The 16,885-nt window shown below is 70.6% G+C and carries 15 protein-coding genes; 6 read left to right on the top strand and 9 right to left on the bottom strand.

What is annotated here, in order from left to right:
- Positions 1-132 precede the first annotated feature (132 nt).
- Positions 133-1,668, top strand: coding sequence for an ATP-binding cassette domain-containing protein (locus J7I98_RS23060; RefSeq protein ID WP_214924427.1), 1,536 nt, complete (start codon positions 133-135; stop codon positions 1,666-1,668).
- Between the two features lie 62 nt (positions 1,669-1,730).
- On the opposite strand, the gene J7I98_RS23065 is transcribed toward J7I98_RS23060, so the two are convergent.
- The 3 genes from J7I98_RS23065 to zapE all read right to left on the bottom strand — a co-directional run bounded on the left by J7I98_RS23065 (position 1,731) and on the right by zapE (position 4,804).
- A complete protein-coding gene (locus tag J7I98_RS23065) occupies positions 1,731-3,125 on the bottom strand; it encodes an alkaline phosphatase PhoX (RefSeq protein WP_214924430.1) in 1,395 nt (464 codons plus the stop codon).
- Between the two features lie 123 nt (positions 3,126-3,248).
- Complete coding sequence (locus J7I98_RS23070) at positions 3,249-3,674, bottom strand: OsmC family protein (RefSeq protein ID WP_214924447.1); 426 nt, start codon at positions 3,672-3,674, stop codon at positions 3,249-3,251.
- 38 nt (positions 3,675-3,712) lie between these two features.
- Positions 3,713-4,804: a cell division protein ZapE gene (zapE, locus tag J7I98_RS23075; protein WP_214924450.1), complete on the bottom strand. Its 1,092-nt coding sequence runs from the start codon at positions 4,802-4,804 to the stop codon at positions 3,713-3,715.
- A 37-nt stretch (positions 4,805-4,841) separates the two neighbouring features.
- Between zapE and J7I98_RS23080 the strand changes: the two genes are divergently transcribed.
- From J7I98_RS23080 to msrB, 4 genes are all read left to right on the top strand, one after another.
- The gene (locus J7I98_RS23080) at positions 4,842-5,687 is read left to right on the top strand and encodes a pyrimidine reductase family protein (RefSeq protein WP_214924454.1); all 846 of its coding nucleotides are present in this window, start codon (positions 4,842-4,844) and stop codon (positions 5,685-5,687) included.
- A gap of 147 nt (positions 5,688-5,834) precedes the next feature.
- Complete coding sequence (locus J7I98_RS23085; RefSeq protein ID WP_214924457.1) at positions 5,835-6,305, top strand: indole-3-glycerol phosphate synthase; 471 nt, start codon at positions 5,835-5,837, stop codon at positions 6,303-6,305.
- A 42-nt stretch (positions 6,306-6,347) separates the two neighbouring features.
- Positions 6,348-7,757: a UDP-N-acetylmuramate--L-alanine ligase gene (gene murC / locus J7I98_RS23090; protein WP_214924460.1), complete on the top strand. Its 1,410-nt coding sequence runs from the start codon at positions 6,348-6,350 to the stop codon at positions 7,755-7,757.
- Between the two features lie 11 nt (positions 7,758-7,768).
- Complete coding sequence (gene msrB / locus J7I98_RS23095) at positions 7,769-8,176, top strand: peptide-methionine (R)-S-oxide reductase MsrB (protein WP_214924463.1); 408 nt, start codon at positions 7,769-7,771, stop codon at positions 8,174-8,176.
- A 110-nt stretch (positions 8,177-8,286) separates the two neighbouring features.
- Here the strand turns inward: msrB and J7I98_RS23100 are convergent, their stop codons facing one another.
- A complete protein-coding gene (locus J7I98_RS23100) occupies positions 8,287-8,697 on the bottom strand; it encodes an organic hydroperoxide resistance protein (protein WP_214924466.1) in 411 nt (136 codons plus the stop codon).
- A 94-nt stretch (positions 8,698-8,791) separates the two neighbouring features.
- Between J7I98_RS23100 and J7I98_RS23105 the strand changes: the two genes are divergently transcribed.
- Entirely contained in the window at positions 8,792-9,274 is a 483-nt protein-coding gene (locus tag J7I98_RS23105) for a MarR family winged helix-turn-helix transcriptional regulator (protein ID WP_214924469.1), read from the top strand.
- Here J7I98_RS23105 and J7I98_RS23110 read toward each other — a convergent pair.
- The 5 genes from J7I98_RS23110 to J7I98_RS23130 all read right to left on the bottom strand — a co-directional run bounded on the left by J7I98_RS23110 (position 9,265) and on the right by J7I98_RS23130 (position 16,821).
- Complete coding sequence (locus J7I98_RS23110; RefSeq protein ID WP_214924471.1) at positions 9,265-10,296, bottom strand: dipeptidase; 1,032 nt, start codon at positions 10,294-10,296, stop codon at positions 9,265-9,267. The two genes, J7I98_RS23105 and J7I98_RS23110, sit on opposite strands and share 10 nt — an antisense overlap.
- Before the next feature lie 131 nt (positions 10,297-10,427).
- Positions 10,428-13,457, bottom strand: coding sequence for a glycoside hydrolase family 38 C-terminal domain-containing protein (locus J7I98_RS23115; RefSeq protein WP_214924473.1), 3,030 nt, complete (start codon positions 13,455-13,457; stop codon positions 10,428-10,430).
- Between the two features lie 86 nt (positions 13,458-13,543).
- Positions 13,544-13,945 (bottom strand): VOC family protein, encoded by a 402-nt coding sequence (locus J7I98_RS23120; RefSeq protein ID WP_214924475.1) that lies wholly within the window; start codon positions 13,943-13,945, stop codon positions 13,544-13,546.
- Positions 13,946-14,045: 100 nt separating this feature from the next.
- On the bottom strand, positions 14,046-15,212 hold the full coding sequence (locus J7I98_RS23125) for an agmatine deiminase family protein (protein ID WP_251021034.1): 1,167 nt from the start codon (positions 15,210-15,212) through the stop codon (positions 14,046-14,048).
- 61 nt (positions 15,213-15,273) lie between these two features.
- Positions 15,274-16,821, bottom strand: a complete 1,548-nt coding sequence (locus J7I98_RS23130; RefSeq protein WP_214924477.1) for an APC family permease — start codon at positions 16,819-16,821, stop codon at positions 15,274-15,276.
- Positions 16,822-16,885 lie beyond the last annotated feature (64 nt).

Raw genomic sequence — 16,885 nt, forward strand, 5'->3', positions numbered from 1 at the left:
TACCTCCTGCCGGAAAATGCCGATCAGTGGGGGTGACCGTGCTGTGAACCACATGCCCCAGTGCTGTGCTCTCCCGGGGGCCAACCCCCGCACCCCCAGCCGTAAAAGCAGGTCAGCGGGGGTGAGCGCGCCGTGAACCACATGCCCCAGTGGTACCCCGAAGGCCAGGTACCCGACTCCGACGCCGCCGTGAGCGTCACCGGCCTGACCGTCGCCGCCTCCGACGGCCGCCTCCTCCTCGACAACGGCAGCCTGGAGGTACGCCCCGGCCGCGTCACCGCGCTCACCGGCCCCTCCGGATGCGGCAAGACCACCCTGCTACGGGCCGTGGCCGGCGTCCTGCCGCCCGGAGCCCGGCGAGCCGCCGGCCGCGTCGAGGTCCTCGGCCAGGACGTCCTGACACTGGAGGCGTCCGACCTGCGCGACCTGCGCCGCCACCGCCTCGCCTACCTCGGCCAGGACCCCGGCTCGGGACTCAACCCCCGGATGAAAGTACGCCGCCTCCTCGGCGAGGTCGCCGTGGATCGCAGCACCGAGGCGCTGCGCGCACTCCTCGCCGAGGTCCAACTCCCGTACGACAACGCCTTCATGGGGCGCCGCACCGGCGAGCTCTCCGGCGGCCAGCAGCGGCGTGTGGCCCTGGCCAGGGCCCTGGCCCGCCACCCGGCCGTACTGCTGCTCGACGAACCGACCGCAGGCCTCGACCCGGCGCTGCGCGACGAGATCGCCGAACTCCTGCGCCACCTCGCGGCCCACCACCGGCTGGCCGTCGCGCTCTCCTGCCACGACGCGGACCTCGTGTCCCGGCTGGCCGACGACGTCGTGGACCTGTCCCAGGACACCGCAGCGCCACCGCCCGCTCCCCGCACGGCAGTCCGGACGCTGCCCGAAGGCGGCGCGTCGCGGCTCTCCGTCTCCGGCCTGCACGCGCAGTTCACGCAGCGCGGCCGACGCATCCCCGTCCTGCACGACATCGATCTCACCGTGGCCGCCGGATCCAGCACCGGCATCGTCGGCGCGTCGGGATCGGGCAAGACGACCCTGGTACGCGCCGTCGTAGGCCTCCACCGCCCCACCGAAGGCACGGTCACCCTCGACGGCGTACGCCTCAGCCCCTCCGCCCACGGCCGTACGCGCGAACAGCGCCGGCGCCTCCAGCTCGTACCGCAGGACCCGCTTGGCACCCTGAACCCGAGCCGCACGGTCGGCGCGACGATCGGCCGCCCCCTGCGCCTGCACCGGCGTGCCGGCCGAGGCGAGTCACCCGCCCGCGTCCTGGAGCTCCTGGAGAATGTCGGCCTCCCGGCCAACTTCGCCGACCGCTACCCGCACGAACTCTCCGGCGGCCAGCGTCAGCGCGCCTCCATAGCCCGCGCGCTGGCGGCCGACCCCGACGTACTGGTCTGCGACGAAGTGACCTCCGCGCTGGACGACAAGACCGCCTCCGCCGTCATGGACCTGCTCGAAGACCTGCGGGACAGCCGCGGCCTCGCCCTGGTCCTCATCAGCCACGACCTCCACCTCGTCGCAAGCCGTACCGACGCGCTGCTCGTCCTGTCCGCGGGCCGGGCCGTGGAATCGGGCGCGACCCGGGAGCTGTTCATGTCCCCGTCCCACCCGGTGACCGCCTCACTGGTCGGCGGCGCGGTGGGTACTCCTACGGTGTGAGGACGGGCCGGTGGAGATGCGAAAGGGGGGCGGTCCGCGCAGGACCGCCCCCTCCGCTCAACTCAGTGGTTCCACGGGCCCGTTACGGCGAATGTGGTGCCCGGGGTGTAACAGTTGACGTACATCGTCCCGAAGTCCGGCGAGAAGGTGACACCGGCGAACTCGCCCCACTCCGGCTTCTCGGGCGTACCGATGTTCTGCCGGTTGCGGGCCATCGCGTACACCTCGCCGCGCCTCGTCAGCCCGTACACATGCTGCGAGCCATTGCCGTCCTCGCACACCATCAGGCCACCGCGCGGGGCGAGGCAGATGTTGTCGGGGGACTCGCCGGGCATCTCGATGTCCGTGTCGGGACCGAAGCCCACGACCATGGTCAGGCGGCGCCGCTCCGGCTCGTACTTCCACACCTGCCCGAAGTGGTCGCCCGCCGAGCCCTCCGCGCTGCGCGCGAAACTGGACACGAAGTACACCGCCTTGTCGCCCCAGTAGCAGCCCTCCAGCTTCTGGGCGTGCGTGATCCCCTTCTTGCCGAAGTCCTGGAGACGGATGGGGGTCTGCTTCGCCAGCGGATCGGGTACGGGCACCCACTCGACACTGTCGAAGGTCGCGCCCGGCTCGTCGACCGCCGACAGGTCGGGTACGCCGGGAACGCGCATCGCCTCCAGAGCGCCGCCCGCGCGCAGGGAACCCCTGCCGCCCATGGGGCGCTCGGGCAGGAAGCGGTAGAAGAGCCCGAAGGGCTTGTCGAACGCGTCCTCGGTCTCGTACACAATGCCGCTCTGCGGGTCGACGGCGATCGCCTCGTGCTGGAAGCGGCCCATCGCGGTGAGCGGGACGGCGCCGGTGCGGCGCGGGTCGATGGGGTCGACCTCGAAGATGAAGCCGTGGTCCTTGGTGTAGCCGTTGGTGCCGGCCTTGTCCTCGTTCTCCTCGCAGGTGAGCCAGGTGCCCCAAGGGGTGGGCCCGCCCGCGCAGTTGACGGCTGTACCGGCGATGGCGACGCGCTGGCCGAGGACGTTGTTGCGGCCGTCGAGAGCGATGGCCGTGCAGCCGCCCTTGGCGGCCGGGTCGTACGTCAGACCCTCGACCGTGGGGACACCGGCCGTGGCGCTGTGACGGTTCTCGTGGTTACGGACGAGATGGACGCGGCCGCGACGGCCTCTGAAGGCGGCCATGCCGTCGTGGTTGGCCGGGACCTTGCCCTCGTCGCGCCCTTCCGCGCGGAGCGGGTCGCCCGCCCGGGAGAGGACCTTGTAACGGAAGCCCTCGGGCAGGTCGAGCAGTCCGGCCGGGTCGGGCACGAGCGGCCCGTAACCGTTGCGGCCCAGGCCCTGTGCGGCGGCGGTGCCGGCGAAGATCTCCGAGAAGGACCCGGCGAAGGCGATACCGGCGCCCAGGGCGCCCGTACGGGCCAGGACTTCACGGCGTGATGCGGATGCTGAAAGCGATGCGGACATGAGGCAACTCCCTGTTGGCGGACAGGAACGTGACCCGCACGTGTGTACCACGCAAGTGATCTCACGTGAACCATGCGGGTCACAACACCTCAACAGACGCGCGTGTCGCCCGCCTGCCGTGCGTCAGACGAGCTTCGCGCTCAGAGTGATCTTCGTACCCGTCAGTGCCTGGCTGACCGGGCAGTTCTCCTTGCCCACCTCGGCCGCCTTGGCAAAGGCGTCCTGGTCCATGCCCGGGACCTCGCCCTCCACGGTGAGGTGGATTCCGGTGATGCCCTCGCCCGGCTGGAACGTCACGTCGGCCCGGGTGTTGAGGCGGGTCGGCGGGTTGCCCGCCTTGGCCAGCACGTTGGAGAACGCCATGTTGTAGCAGCTGGACTGGGCGGCGGCGATCAGCTCCTCGGGGCTGGTCATGCCGTTCGGCTCCTCCGTACGGGCGGGCCAGGAAACAGGGTGGGAGCCGATGCCGGACGAATCGAACGTCACGGTCCCCTTGCCCTTGAACAGGTCGCCTTCCCAGACGGTGTGTGCGTGACGCGTGGCTGCCATGTCGAACCCCTTCTAGCGGACGGTGATCTCCGCCCAACTTACTGGGCCACAAGGTCCTTCGCGTCGCGTGCCAGGGCGGTGAGCCGGGAGATCGCCCGGAAGTACTTCTTGCGGTACCCGCCGTTCAGCATTTCTTCGCTGAACAGCCGGTCGAAGGGCAGCCCGGAGGCCAGCACCGGCACCTCGCGGTCGTACAGCCGGTCGGCGAGTACGACCAGGCGCAGCGCCGTCGACTGGTCCGGCACCGGCCGCACATCGGTGAGGCAGACGGCGCGCAGCTCGTCGGTGAGCGCCCCGTACCGGCTCGGGTGGACCTTGGCGAGGTGGTCGAGCAGGTGCGGGAAGTCGTCGAGGCTCGCTCCCTCGGTGGCGTACGCCGCCTTGGTGACCTGCGCGTCGGAGTACGGCGCGGGGGCTTCGGGCAGGCCGCGGTGGCGGTAGTCCTCACCGTCGATGCGCAGCGGCCGGAAGTGGGCGGACAGGCCCTGGATCTCGCGCAGGAAGTCGACGGCGGCGAAGCGGCCCTCGCCGAGCTTGCCCGGCAGGGTGTTGGAGGTCGCGGCGAGGGCGACGCCCGCCTCGACGAGCCTGCGCAGCAGCGACGACACCAGGACGGTGTCGCCCGGGTCGTCGAGCTCGAACTCGTCGATGCAGAGCAGACGGTGGTTGCTCAGCGTCTGCACGGTCTGCTGGAAGCCCAGCGCGCCGACCAGGTTCGTCAGCTCGACGAAGGTGCCGAAGGCCTTGAGCTCGCGGGGCGCGGGCGTGGCGTGCCAGAGGGAGGCGAGCAGGTGCGTCTTGCCGACGCCGTATCCGCCGTCGAGGTAGACCCCGCGCGGCGCGGTGGGCGCGGCCGGCTTCTTCGCGAACCAGCGCCGCCTGCCGCCGGGGATCGCGGTGGCCCCGCCGAGGCCGGCCGCGAAGGTGCTGAGGACCTCGACCGCCTCGCTCTGGCTGGGCTGGTTCGGGTCGGGTACGTACGTATCGAAGCGCACCGAGTCGAAGCGCGGCGGCGGCACCATCTCCGCGACCAGGCGGTCGGCGGGGACGTGCGGCTCGCGGGCGCACAGGGACTGGGGAACCGCTTCGGATATGGGCCCGGGGCCCTGAGCGGCGGTGGAGGTCGACACAGCACTCCACTCTAAGCTCCGTGCCAGACTGCTCGGCATGCGACGCCTGTTCCCTGTGACCGATGAAACAGTCTCCGCCGCCGAAGGCGAGTGGAGCCTCGACGAGCTGGCCGACGCCTACGCGTATCCGACGGCGGGCGCCGGGTCCGGGACCGAGTCAGAGTCAGAGTCCGGGGCTGTGGCCGGGTCCGGGACCGTGGCCGGCTCCCCGTCCAGGCCCGGTTCCTGGCTCCGGGCCAACATGGTCTCCTCGCTCGACGGCGCCGCTCAGCACGAGGGACGTTCGCAGCCGATCTCGTCCGACACGGACATGCGGATCTTCGGGACGCTGCGGGGACTGGCCGATGTGGTGATCGTCGGCGCCGAGACGGTCCGTCTTGAGGGCTACCGCCCGGCCCGCGCACGCGAGGCCTTCGCGGAGCGCAGGGCGGCGGCGGGACAGGGCCCCGCACCCGCCATCGCCGTGGTCAGCGCCGGCCTGAACCTGGACTTCTCCCTTCCGCTCTTTACGTCGCCGCTCGTCCCCACCCTGGTGCTGACCGGGGCCGCGGCCCCCGTCGACCGGATCCGCGCGGCCAGGGAGGCCGGGGCCGAGGTGGTGATCGCCGGGGAGGGGGCGGCGGTGGAGCCGCCGCGGGCGGTGGAGGCGCTGGCCGAGCGCGGGCTCACCCGGTTGCTGACCGAGGGCGGGCCCCGGCTGCTGGCGCAGTTCATCGTGGCCGATGTGCTGGACGAGCTGTGCCTCACCGTGTCGCCCATGCTCACCGCGGGGCGGGCGCAGCGGATCGCGGACGGGCCGGGACTGCCCGTTCCCGAGCGCTTCGCACTGGCGTCCGTACTGGAGGAGGCCGGGTTCCTTTTCACCCAGTACCGTCGGATCTGACAATCAGCGGAATTTGCCGTTCCGGTTAGCTCCCGTTGGGCACACTTACTTCGCAGTCCCCGTGCGGGCACGGGGAAGGATGGTTTCCGCAGGGCCGGCGGCGAGACCGGGAAGCACCGGCCCACGAAGAAGAGAAGGGCGCCCGTCGTGTTCACGAGCGTATTGATGATCGAGAAGCCCCTGACCTCCATCGACGTGGAATTCGTCACCACCCTGCACGGCGAGGAGAGCGTCTCTTTCATCGTGCTGATGCAGCCGCGCGGAGACCAGGCGGACGTCCTGCTGCGTGCCATCGACGACGTGGCGCTCGGCCGGGTCGACGAAGCCGTCCACGAGCCCGAGAAGCCCCGGGGCGAGAAGGCGAAGCCCCTCGCCGAACGCGGCCTGGAGACGACCCTGGAGGCGCTGCGGGCCCGGGGTCACGAGGCCGTCGGCCAGGTCGTCGCCGAGCATCCGCTGGACCTTCTCAAGTCCGTCGTGGCCGAGACGAGCGCCGACGAGGTGATCGTGCTGACCGCACCCCATTACGTCGAGGAGTTCTTCCACCGCGACTGGGCCTCCCGAGCCCGCCACAAGGTCGGCGTACCGGTGCTCAAGCTCTTCTCCCACAACGAATAGGCTGGGGCACCGCTCACCCGTCACACCTTGGGAGAATCACGTATGGCACCCGGCCTTCCCACCGCCATGGACCGACCGCACTTCATCGGCATCGGCGGAGCCGGAATGTCGGGCATCGCGAAGATCCTGGCCCAGCGCGGCGCACGGGTCGCGGGCAGCGACGCACGCGAGTCCGGCACCGCCGACGCGCTGCGCGCGCTGGGCGCCACGGTCCACATCGGCCACGCGGCCGAGCACCTGGCCACCGACGCGACCTGCGTCGTGGTGTCCAGCGCCATCCGCCCGGACAACCCGGAGCTGGTCCGCGCCGCCGAGCTGGACATCCCCGTCGTCCACCGCTCCGACGCGCTGGCCTCGCTGATGGAGGGCCTGCGCGCCATCGCCGTCGCGGGCACGCACGGCAAGACGACCACGACATCAATGCTGGCCGTGGCCCTGACCGAGCTCGCCCTCGACCCGTCGTACGCGATCGGCGGCGACCTCGAAGGCCCGGGCACGAACGCCCGCCACGGCTCCGGCGACATCTTCGTCGCCGAGGCGGACGAGAGCGACCGCAGCTTCCAGAAGTACGACCCCGAGGTCGCGATCGTCCTCAACGTCGAGCTGGACCACCACGCCAACTACGCCTCGATGGACGAGATCTACGACTCCTTCGAGACCTTCGTCGGCAAGGTCGTCCCCGGCGGCACGCTGGTCATCTCGGCGGACCAGGCGGGCGCGGTGGAACTCACCTCCCGCCTCCGCGACCTCTCCACCCTGAAGATCGTCACGTACGGCGCGTCCCCGTCGGCCGACGTACGCGTCCACAAGGTCACCCCTCGCGGCCTCACCAGCGAGGTCACGGTCGTCCTCGACGGCCGCTACCTCACCTTCACGGTCTCCGTCCCCGGCAGCCACTACGCCCACAACGCGGTGGCCGCCCTGGCCGCAGGCACAGCCCTGGGCATCCCGGCGCACAATCTGGCCTCCGCCCTCGGCAAGTACACCGGCGTCAAGCGCCGCCTCCAGCTCAAGGGCGAGGCGAACGGCGTGCAGGTCATCGACTCGTACGCCCACCACCCGACCGAGATGACCGCAGACCTGGAAGCCATGCGCGGCGCGACGGCGGCTGCCGACGCCCCCTCCGGTCGCCTCCTGGTCGTCTTCCAGCCCCACCTCTTCTCCCGCACCCAGGAACTGGGCACCGAGATGGGCCAGGCCCTGGCGCTCGCGGACGCCTCGGTGGTCCTCGACATCTACCCGGCCCGCGAAGACCCGATCCCCGGCATCACGAGCACCCTCATCATCGACGCGGCCCGCGCGGCAGGCGCCGACGTGACCGCCGTGTCCGACAAGGCGACGGTCCCCGACGTGATCGCGGGAATGGCGAAGCCGGGCGATCTCGTTCTCACGATGGGCGCGGGTGACGTCACGGACCTCGGCCCGGCCATCCTGGCCCGCCTGTCGAACTGAGGGAGCGCACCATGTCGTACGACGTCGAGAAGTCCGACGAGCAGTGGCGCGTGGAACTGACCCCCGCCGAGTACGCGGTCCTGCGCCAGGCCGGCACGGAGCCCGCCTTCGTAGGTGAGTACACGGACACGAAGACGACCGGCGTCTACTCCTGCCGGGCATGCGGCGCGGAACTCTTCCGCTCGGACACGAAGTTCGAGTCCCACTGCGGCTGGCCGTCCTTCTACGACCCGAAGGACACGGACGCGGTCGAACTGATCGCGGACAGCTCCCACGGCATGACCCGCACAGAGGTCCGCTGCGCAAAGTGCGGCTCGCACCTGGGCCACGTATTCGAGGGCGAGGGCTACCCGACCCCGACGGACCAGCGGTACTGCATCAACTCGATCTCGCTGCGGCTGACCCCGGACGAGGGCTGAAGACCGAGATTCCGCTCGGCAGGGCGTAATGCCCACGCCGCTGCGTTGTGAACGCGTGAAGGGTGCCCCGGACGGGGCACCCTTCACGCGTTGCAGGCATTGTCGGCGCGTTACTCGATGACGAGTTCGACCTCGATGTTGCCGCTGGTGGCCTTGGAGTACGGGCAGTAGGCGTGGGTCGCCTCGACCAGTCGGCGGCCGGTCTCGCCCGCCAGGGCGTCCGGCAGCTCCACGCGCATCACGACCGCGAGCCCGAAGCCCGTGTCGTCCTTGCCGATGGAGACCTCGGCGGTCACCGAGACGTCCTTGGTGTCGACCTTCATCTCGCGGGCGACCGCCCCCATCGCGCTGGCGAAGCAAGCGGCGTACCCGGCGGCGAAGAGCTGCTCGGGGTTGGTGCCCTGGCCGTTGCCGCCGAGGGCCGGGGGCAGGGCGAGGGCGAGGTCGATCTGACCGTCGGAGCTCACGGTGCGGCCCTCGCGGCCGTTGGCGGTGGCGACAGCGGTGTACAGCGCGTTCATGGGGTCTCCCTCGGTTCGTCTGCCGGAGACATAAGAATTGCACATCATTAAGTTGTGCACAACCCAATGATGCGCGAGGGGTTACTCTGGATCCATGACGCCTCCGCCGACCACCGACCCGGTCCTCCCCGCGGTGTCCGATGCGGAGCTGCTCCGCCTCGATCACCAGGTCTGCTTCTCACTGCACGCCGCCTCGCGCGCCTTCGGTGGCGTCTACCGTGACGCGCTCAAGGACCTCGGCCTCACGTATCCCCAGTACTTGGCCATGCTGGTTCTCTGGGAGCACGGCCCGCAGCCCGTCAAGGCGATCGGTGAGCAGCTGCGCCTCGACTCCGGCACGCTCTCTCCGCTGCTCAAGCGGCTGGAGACCGCCGGCCTGGTGCGACGCGAGCGCAGCGCCGCGGACGAACGCTCCGTAACTGTCCAGCTGACGCAGGCGGGCGCCGAGATGCGTGAGCGGGCGCTGCCCGTGCCGCGCAGGATTCTTGCCGCGACCGGCCTTTCGATCGAGGAGATCCTCGGCCTTCAAGGGCTCCTGGGTCGCTTGACGGGCGCTCTCGACGAGGCTCAGCTGTAGTTCGGGCGGCCCAGCTCCTTGCGGAACAGGTCGAGGACATTGCCGCCGAGGATCTTACGGACGATTTCCTCGGGCAGGCCCCGGTTCAGCAGTGCCTCCGTGACCAGAGGCAGACCGCGCGGCCCCTCGATGCCCGGCAGCGACCACGGGAAGCCGTAATCGGTCTCGCAGCAGGGCGGGGTGGTGTCGCCGATGACTTCCTGGATGAAGTCCGGGCCCAGGCCCACGTGGTCGGCGCCGGCGATCTCGGTGATGTGCACGATGTGGTCGGTCAGGCGGTCCAGCGTGCATGCGGCCGGGGCGTCGGCCAGGAACTCCGGGAGGAAGTTCACGCACACCGTGCCGCCCGTTGCGGCGATGCCGCGGATCTGGGCGTCGGTGAGGTTGCGGTGGTGGTCGCGCAGGGCGCGGGACGAGGAATGGGTGGCCATGACCGGGCGGGTGGCCAGTTCCAGGATGTGGGCCACGCCAGAGGCGCTCAGGTGCGACACGTCGAAGAGGATGCCGAGGCGCTCCATCTCGGCCAGCGCCTCCACGCCCGCCTCCGTGAGGCGGCTTCCGGTGGCGTCCTCGCCGCTGCCGTCGGCCAGCGGCGTACGGCCCCAGTGGGCTATGGAGGCGATACGTACGCCCAGGCGGTGGAGGGTGGGGAAGAGTTCGATGTTCGCGTCCACGCCCGGGGCGCTCTCCAGGGCCAGGACCAGGGCGATCCGGCCCTCGGCGAGCGCCGCGTCGATGTCGTCGCCGTCCAGGCACAGCCGTACCTCGTCCGCGTTGCCCTCGGCCAGCGTGTGCGCACACTCGATCATGCGCAGGGTTTCGCGCAGCGCGCCCTCGGGGCGGAACCGGTCGTCGATGAAGACCGGCAGCACCTGGAGGTTCACGCCGCCTTCGCGGAGTTGCGGCAGCCACTGCTCGCGGAAGAAGGCCGCCCAGCGGCGGGGCGGGCGGGCGGTGACCGCTATGAGCAGGTCGTTGTGGGTGTCGGCCAATACGGCACGGCGGTGGAATTCGTTGGGCATGTGGGCGGATGCTACGGGCCGGGGATGGGCGTGCACAGCGGATTGCGGTGCCGGCCCCGGGCCGTAGCGGCGTACTCCTAGTGGGTGTCCGGTCGGTCTCCGCGACGCCGTGGAGACCGACCGGCCCCCTCCTAGGAGCCCGGCGTCAGGCGCAGGGTCAGGATCTGGAACGGGCGCAGGGTCAGTCGCAGCGTGCCGTCCGGGGCCGGTTCGTACGCCGCCGTCTCCGGCAACGGGCGCTCCAGCAGGTCCGTTTCGGTGAGGGAATCGACCGGGAAGGCCGTCGCCAGCTTCGCCGTGGCGCGGCCGCCGCCCGCCTCGTAGAGGCGCACGATCACATCACCGCTTCGGTCCTCGGCCAGCTTCACCGCCTCGACGACGACGCGGTCGTTGTCGACCGTGAGGAGTGGGGCGACCGGTCCTGCGCCTCGCGGGAGCGTGCGCTCCGGGAGGTTGATCCAGTGGCCCTCGCGGACCGCGTCCATGACCGTCGCGCCCGGTGCCAGTGCGAAGCGCAGGCGGTGGGCGCCCTGGTCGGTGGCCGGGTCCGGGTAGCGCGGGGCGCGCAGGAGGGAGAGGCGGACCGTTGTGGTCTGGCCGCCGTCCTCGCGGACGGTGCGGGTCACGTCGTGGCCGTACGTCGAGTCGTTGACGACCGCAGCGCCCCAGCCCGGCTCCTCGACGTGGATCCAGCGGTGCGCGCAGATCTCGAACTTGGCGGCGTCCCACGACGTATTGGTGTGGGTGGCACGGAAGACATGCCCGAACTGCGTCTCGGCGGCCGACCGGTCGGCCTTCACGTCGAGCGGGAAGGCGGCCTTCAGGAATTTCTCCGTCTCGTGCCAGTCCACGTCCGTCTCGATGTCCAGGACTTTCGCGCCGGAGCGCAGGGTCAGGCGCTGCACGACCGTCGAGCCGGAGAAGGAGCGGGAGACGGCGATGACCGCACGGTCCTCCGTCGATTCGACGAGTTCCAGCGCGTCGAGCTCCACGAGGTCCGTCACATTGTGGCGGTAGAACTCGTCGACGTCCCACGCGTCCCACATGTTCGGGAAGTCCGGGTGGATCTGGAGGAGGTTCGCCGCTCGGCCCGGCGCGACCGCCTCCCTCTGCGCCCCGATGTCGTACGCCGAGACCACCAGGCCGCGCGCGTCGACCGTGACGCGGAGCAGGCCGTTGGCGAGCTCGTAGCCGCCCGAGCGGGGTGCCACCGTGACCGGAGGCGTCGTACGGGGCCCGGCCACCGCCGCGCCGCCCGCCGGGACCGAACGGCGCTCGTGCGGCGATGCGTTGAAGACCAGATCCAGGGAGCCCTCGCCCGCCAGCGCCGTCTGCGCCGCTACCGTGATCGCCTCCAGCTCCGCCCGTACCCGCGCGTACGTCTCCCGCGCCTCCCGGTGCACCCACGCGATCGACGATCCCGGCAGGATGTCGTGGAACTGGTGCAGCAGGACCGTCTTCCAGATGCGCTCCAGGTCGTCGTACGGGTACGCGTAGCCGGGGACGCGCACGGCCGCCGTCGCCGACCACAGCTCCGCCTCCCGCAGCAGCGACTCGCTGTGCCGGTTGCCCTGTTTGGTCTTCGCCTGCGAGGTGTACGTACCGCGGTGCAGCTCCAGATACAGCTCGCCCGCCCACACCGGCGCGTCCGGATACTCCGCCTGCGCCTTGGCGAAGAAGGCGGAGGGCTTCTCCACCGTCACCTTCGGCGAGCCCTCCAGGTTCCGCAGCCGCCGCGCCCGCGCCAGCATCTCCCGGGTGGGGCCGCCACCGCCGTCGCCCCAGCCGAAGGGGGCCAGGGAGCGCGAAGCGCGGCCCTTTTCACGGTAGTTGCGGGCCGCGTGCGCCATCTGGGCGCCGCCCAGATCGGAGTTGTACGTATCGACCGGCGGGAAGTGTGTGAAGACGCGCGTGCCGTCGATGCCCTCCCACCAGAAGGTGTGGTGCGGGAACTTGTTGACCTGGCTCCATGAGATCTTCTGCGTCAGGAACCACTTCGACCCCGACAGCTTCACCAACTGCGGCATCGCCGCCGTGTAGCCGAAGGAGTCGGGCAGCCAGACCTCGTTCGTCTCGATCCCGAACTCGTCCATGAAGAATTTCTTGCCGTACAGGAACTGGCGGGCCATCGCCTCCCCGCCCACCATGTTCGTGTCGGACTCCACCCACATCCCGCCGACCGGCACGAACTGCCCGTCCGCGATCTTCTTCTTGACCTTCGCGAAGACCTCCGGACGGTGTTCCTTGATCCAGGCGAGCTGCTGCGCCTGCGACATCGCGAAGACGAACTCCGGGTGGTCGTCCATCAGCGCGACGACGTTGGAACAGGTGCGGGCCACCTTGCGGACCGTCTCGCGCAGCGGCCACAGCCACGCCGAGTCGATGTGCGCGTGGCCGACCGCGCTGATGCGGTGCGCGGACGCGTTCGCGGGGGAGGCCAGGACCCCGGCCAGTTCGGCCCGGGCGCGCGTGGCCGTCCCCGCGATGTCCGTCAAGTCGACCGCGTCCAGGGCGCGTTCGACGGCGCGCAGGATGTCCCAGCGGCGCGCGTCGCCCTCCGCGAGCTCCGTCATCAGCGAGCCCAGCACCTCCAGGTCCTGGACCAGCTCCCACACCTGCGCCTCGAAGACCACCAGATCGATCCGGCCGATGCGGTACAGCGGCTCGCTGCCGGAGGTGAGCCTGTCGCCCTCGTACGTCGGCTTGTGCTCGACCAGGACCGGATTCGACGACGCCTCGACGTACAGCAGCACGTCCTCGCCACCGGCCGCCGGGTCGCCGATCCGCACCCAGTCGTTGAACGGGTTGAGCGCCTTCACCGCTTCCCCGTCGGGGCGGTAGACCAGCCCCTCGCACTGGAAGCCCGGCATCTGCCGGTCGAAGCCGAGGTCGACGACGGCCTCGACGGTGCGGCCCCGCCACTCCTGAGGCACCCGGCCCGTGACCCTGAACCAGGTGGTGCCCCACGCCGGGCCCCACGTCTGCCCCGCCGCGGCCGGCTCGTACACGGCGGACAGACCGTCCGCGACCGGCACCGGCTCGCCCGGGGCGTCCCACCTCTCGATGGTCAGCGGCACGGGGCTGGAGCGGACGGCGGGCTGGATGCGTTCCCTCAGTACGCGCCGCAGGCGGTGTTCCACGATGCTTCGGTCGTCATGCATGAAAGCGACTCCGATGGCTGCTCGGCTACCCGACGTCGTTCGGGTCGATCACCTCGGTGATACCCAGTGCCGCCGGATGTCCGGCATCACCGGTGCGCCTCCGCGGGCTGGAGCAGGTCCCAGCGGTTGCCGTAGAGATCCTCGAAGACGGCGACCGAGCCGTACGGTTCGTGGCGCGGCTCCTCCATGAACCGGACGCCGGCCGCCGTCATGCGAGCGTGATCGCCCGCGAAGTCCTCCGTATGCAGGAAGAAACCGACCCGGCCGCCGGTCTGCGCGCCCACGCTCGCGAGCTGCGTGACGTCCTTGGCGCGGGCCAGGAGGAGGCCCGTACCCGGTGCGGAGCCGCGCGGCCGGACGACCACCCAGCGGGAGGCGTCGCCGCGGTCGGTGTCCTCGACCAGTTCGAAGCCGAGGGCGTCGGTGTAGAAGGCGATGGCTTCGTCGTAGTCGCGGACGACGAGGGTGACCAGGGCGATGTGCGGCATGGGCTTCTTCCGGTGAGGGGAGGCCGACGTTATACCGCGACACCGCGCCGTCTGCCTCTTCCGCGCCGTCTGCGTCGTCCGCGTCCACGACGCCCCGGCTCTACTGCGTCTGGGGGATGTGCTGGGTGACGCAGTGGACGCCGCCGCCACCCCACGCGAGCGTGCGTGCCAGGGCGCCCACGACCTCGCGGGTGGGGAAGAGCGTACGGAACTGGGCGAGGGCGAGGGAGTCCGTCGCCGACTCGCCGGACAGGGGTACGACGACGCTGCCGCTGGTCTCGTAGTAGTTGGTGTAGCTGAACGTCTCCACCGTCAGGCCGTTGTGCCGGAAGTGGGGCTGGTGGTGGAGCTCCACGATGTCCAGGCTCCGGCCTCGGGCGTCCGTGGCGTTCTGCAGTACCGCCTTGTTGGCCGCCATGCGCGCGTGGTTGGGGCTCGTGGTGTCGGGCTGGGTGTGGAGGAGGACCTTCGCCGGGCCCAGATAGGCGGCGACGAGGTCGACGTGGCCGTTGGTGATGTCGTCGTTGTTGAGGCCGTACGGCAGCCAGACGACCTTGCTCGCTCCGTACGCCGCCAGCAGCGCGGCCTCGATCTGGGCGCGGGTCATGGTGGGGTTGCGGTTGGGGTTGAGCAGACACTCCTCGGTGGTGATGAGCGTGCCCTGCCCGTCGGTGATGACCGCCCCGCCCTCCAGGACCATGTCGACGGGCTTGCGCTGTACGCCCAGGTGGTCGCACACGCCGACCGGCAGCAAGTCGTCCTTGGCGTACGGGAACTTCTCGCCCCAGCCGTTGAACTTGAAGTCCAGCCCCGTCTTCTGTGTCCTGGCCGCGTTGACGGCGAAGACCGGTCCGGTGTCCCGCGTCCAGCAGTCGTTGATCGCGTACTCGATGACGGTGACCGTGCTGCCGCACTGGGCGCGTGCCTCCGCGGCGTGGCCCGGCTCGGCGACCATCAGGACCGGCTCGAAGCGGGCGATCTCCTTGGCTATGCCGGCGATCTCGGCCTGGGCGTCGTTCAGGAGCCCGCCCCAGCCGACGGCCGGGTCCCAGGGCCAGGCCATGACACAGCCGGAGTGCGCTTCCCACTCGGCGGGGGCGTGGAACACGGTGGTGGCCTCCTTGGCGGTCGGGGCGGTCGGCGCGGTCGTGGCTGTGGTCGGGGCGGCGGCGGCGCGGCCGCCGCCGAGCACGGCGGCTGCTGTGGCTGTCAGTGCGGCGGCGCTGAACCCTCTTCTGCTCATGTGCGGCATGCGGGGCAGAGTCATCTCGTATCTCCTTGCCGGGAAGAAGCTGATGTGTGCGCGGAAGGGTGAGGGCGAAAGCCGGTCAGGAGGGATCGGCGGCGAGCTCGGCGGTCTCGTCCGCGCCCGGCTTGTCGGTCCCGGCCGGACGGTCGTGGCGGTCGTCGCGGATCTTGTCCTGCGGGCGCTTGACGACCAGGTAGACCAGGCCGACGACGATGATCACGGCTGTGCCGATGAGACCGGCCCACACCTGGTACCAGGGGGCGCCCGGAGGGGCGAGGATGGCGCGCGGCCAGCACACGTTGACCACCTCGAAGCCGGTCCACAGCACGGCCAGCACATTGAGCCACGTGCCCTTCTTCCCCTGCCGGATGTGTCCTGCGGGAACCCACGTGCCGCGCAGGCGCGCGACCAGTGCGGCCAGGGAGGTCAGGAAGAACGGCAGGAAGGTCGCCGCCGTGCCGAATGCGATCAGGCTGCCGATGGCGGTTGCGTCGAGACCGAGGAGCAGGGCCGAACCGCTGACCAGGGTGGAGGCGACCAGGCCGCCGATCGGGGCCTGTCGCTTGTTGACCTTCCGTACGTGCCGGGAGAAGGGGAAGACGCCGTCCCGGGCCAGGGAGTAGAGACCGCGGGCCGCGCCGCCCTGGGACGCCATGGCGCAGGCAAGGAAGCCGAGCAGAACGACGGCTACGAACGGCTTGTCGGACCAGGAGCCGAAGGAGTGCACCACCGCCGTGGTCACCGGGTCGATGTCCTCGCCCAGGACGACCTTGTCGGGGGCGGGGTGGGCGAGGGCGACAGCCATCGCGTTCAGGATCACGACCGCGCCGACGCTGAGCAGCGCCCACCACATGGCGCGCGGCACCTGGCGGCCCGCGTCCTTGGTCTCCTCGGAGGTGGAGACGCAGGCGTCGAAGCCGATGAAGGCCCAGCCCGCCACGGCGACGGCGGCGAGGAAGGCCATGGCGGTGGAACCGCCGGACAGCGCCTCGGCTCCCATGGTGTCCGTGAACAGGGCGAAGCCGTGCTCCCGGAAGAACAGCAGCAGGGCGAAGCCGACCAGGACCGAGGCGACGGCCTCGGCTGCGATGCCCATGGACACGATCAGGCTCAGGACCCTGATGCCGTACGCATTGATCAGCATGCACCCGAGCAGGATGGAGACGGCCACCGCCACCATCGCTCCGGGCGTCGGCGTGATCCCGAAGAGGGCGAAGACCCAGGGGGCGGCCAGATAGGCCACGGTGGTGTTGCCGAACATCACGGCGAACTGCCAGACCCAGCCACCCATCCAGCCGAAGGTCGGGCCGAGGAGGCGCCGCCCCCACTGGTACGGGCCGCCCGCGAGCGGCCACTGGGAAGCGAGCTCGGAGTAGACGTTCACGACCAGGCACTGGCCGATCAGCACCAGGGGCAGTGCCCAGATCCACGCCGGGCCCGCGATGGTCGTGCCGACCATGGCCACGGCGTACAGGGCCACCACGGGCGAGACCACGGCGAAGCCCATGGAGATGTTCCCCAGGATGCCGAGGCTGCGGCGCAGCTCCTGCCGGTAGCCCAGGTCGCTCAGGCGGGCGGCGTCGGTGTCGATGGGTGGCGCGGGACTGCCGGCGCGCGGTTCTGTCATGGGTCACCTCGGGGGGAGCAGCTAAATCTAACGCTGTTAGGTATGGGGTGCGGGGACCATAACG

It is taken from the genome of Streptomyces sp. ISL-98 (assembly GCF_018614055.1).
GTDB lineage: Bacteria > Actinomycetota > Actinomycetes > Streptomycetales > Streptomycetaceae > Streptomyces > Streptomyces spiramyceticus.

What these genes read in the sequence shown, in the direction of transcription:
- msrB (WP_214924463.1), top strand. Translation starts at nt 7,769, where the DNA reads ATGTCGTACGACGTCGAGAAGTCCGACGAGCAGTGGCGCGTGGAACTG.
- J7I98_RS23070 (WP_214924447.1), bottom strand. Translation starts at nt 3,674, where the DNA reads ATGGCAGCCACGCGTCACGCACACACCGTCTGGGAAGGCGACCTGTTC.
- murC (WP_214924460.1), top strand. Translation starts at nt 6,348, where the DNA reads ATGGCACCCGGCCTTCCCACCGCCATGGACCGACCGCACTTCATCGGC.
- J7I98_RS23100 (WP_214924466.1), bottom strand. Translation starts at nt 8,697, where the DNA reads ATGAACGCGCTGTACACCGCTGTCGCCACCGCCAACGGCCGCGAGGGC.
- J7I98_RS23115 (WP_214924473.1), bottom strand. Translation starts at nt 13,457, where the DNA reads ATGCATGACGACCGAAGCATCGTGGAACACCGCCTGCGGCGCGTACTG.
- J7I98_RS23130 (WP_214924477.1), bottom strand. Translation starts at nt 16,821, where the DNA reads ATGACAGAACCGCGCGCCGGCAGTCCCGCGCCACCCATCGACACCGAC.
- J7I98_RS23120 (WP_214924475.1), bottom strand. Translation starts at nt 13,945, where the DNA reads ATGCCGCACATCGCCCTGGTCACCCTCGTCGTCCGCGACTACGACGAA.
- J7I98_RS23080 (WP_214924454.1), top strand. Translation starts at nt 4,842, where the DNA reads ATGCGACGCCTGTTCCCTGTGACCGATGAAACAGTCTCCGCCGCCGAA.
- J7I98_RS23105 (WP_214924469.1), top strand. Translation starts at nt 8,792, where the DNA reads ATGACGCCTCCGCCGACCACCGACCCGGTCCTCCCCGCGGTGTCCGAT.
- J7I98_RS23125 (WP_251021034.1), bottom strand. Translation starts at nt 15,212, where the DNA reads ATGACTCTGCCCCGCATGCCGCACATGAGCAGAAGAGGGTTCAGCGCC.
- J7I98_RS23110 (WP_214924471.1), bottom strand. Translation starts at nt 10,296, where the DNA reads ATGCCCAACGAATTCCACCGCCGTGCCGTATTGGCCGACACCCACAAC.
- J7I98_RS23065 (WP_214924430.1), bottom strand. Translation starts at nt 3,125, where the DNA reads ATGTCCGCATCGCTTTCAGCATCCGCATCACGCCGTGAAGTCCTGGCC.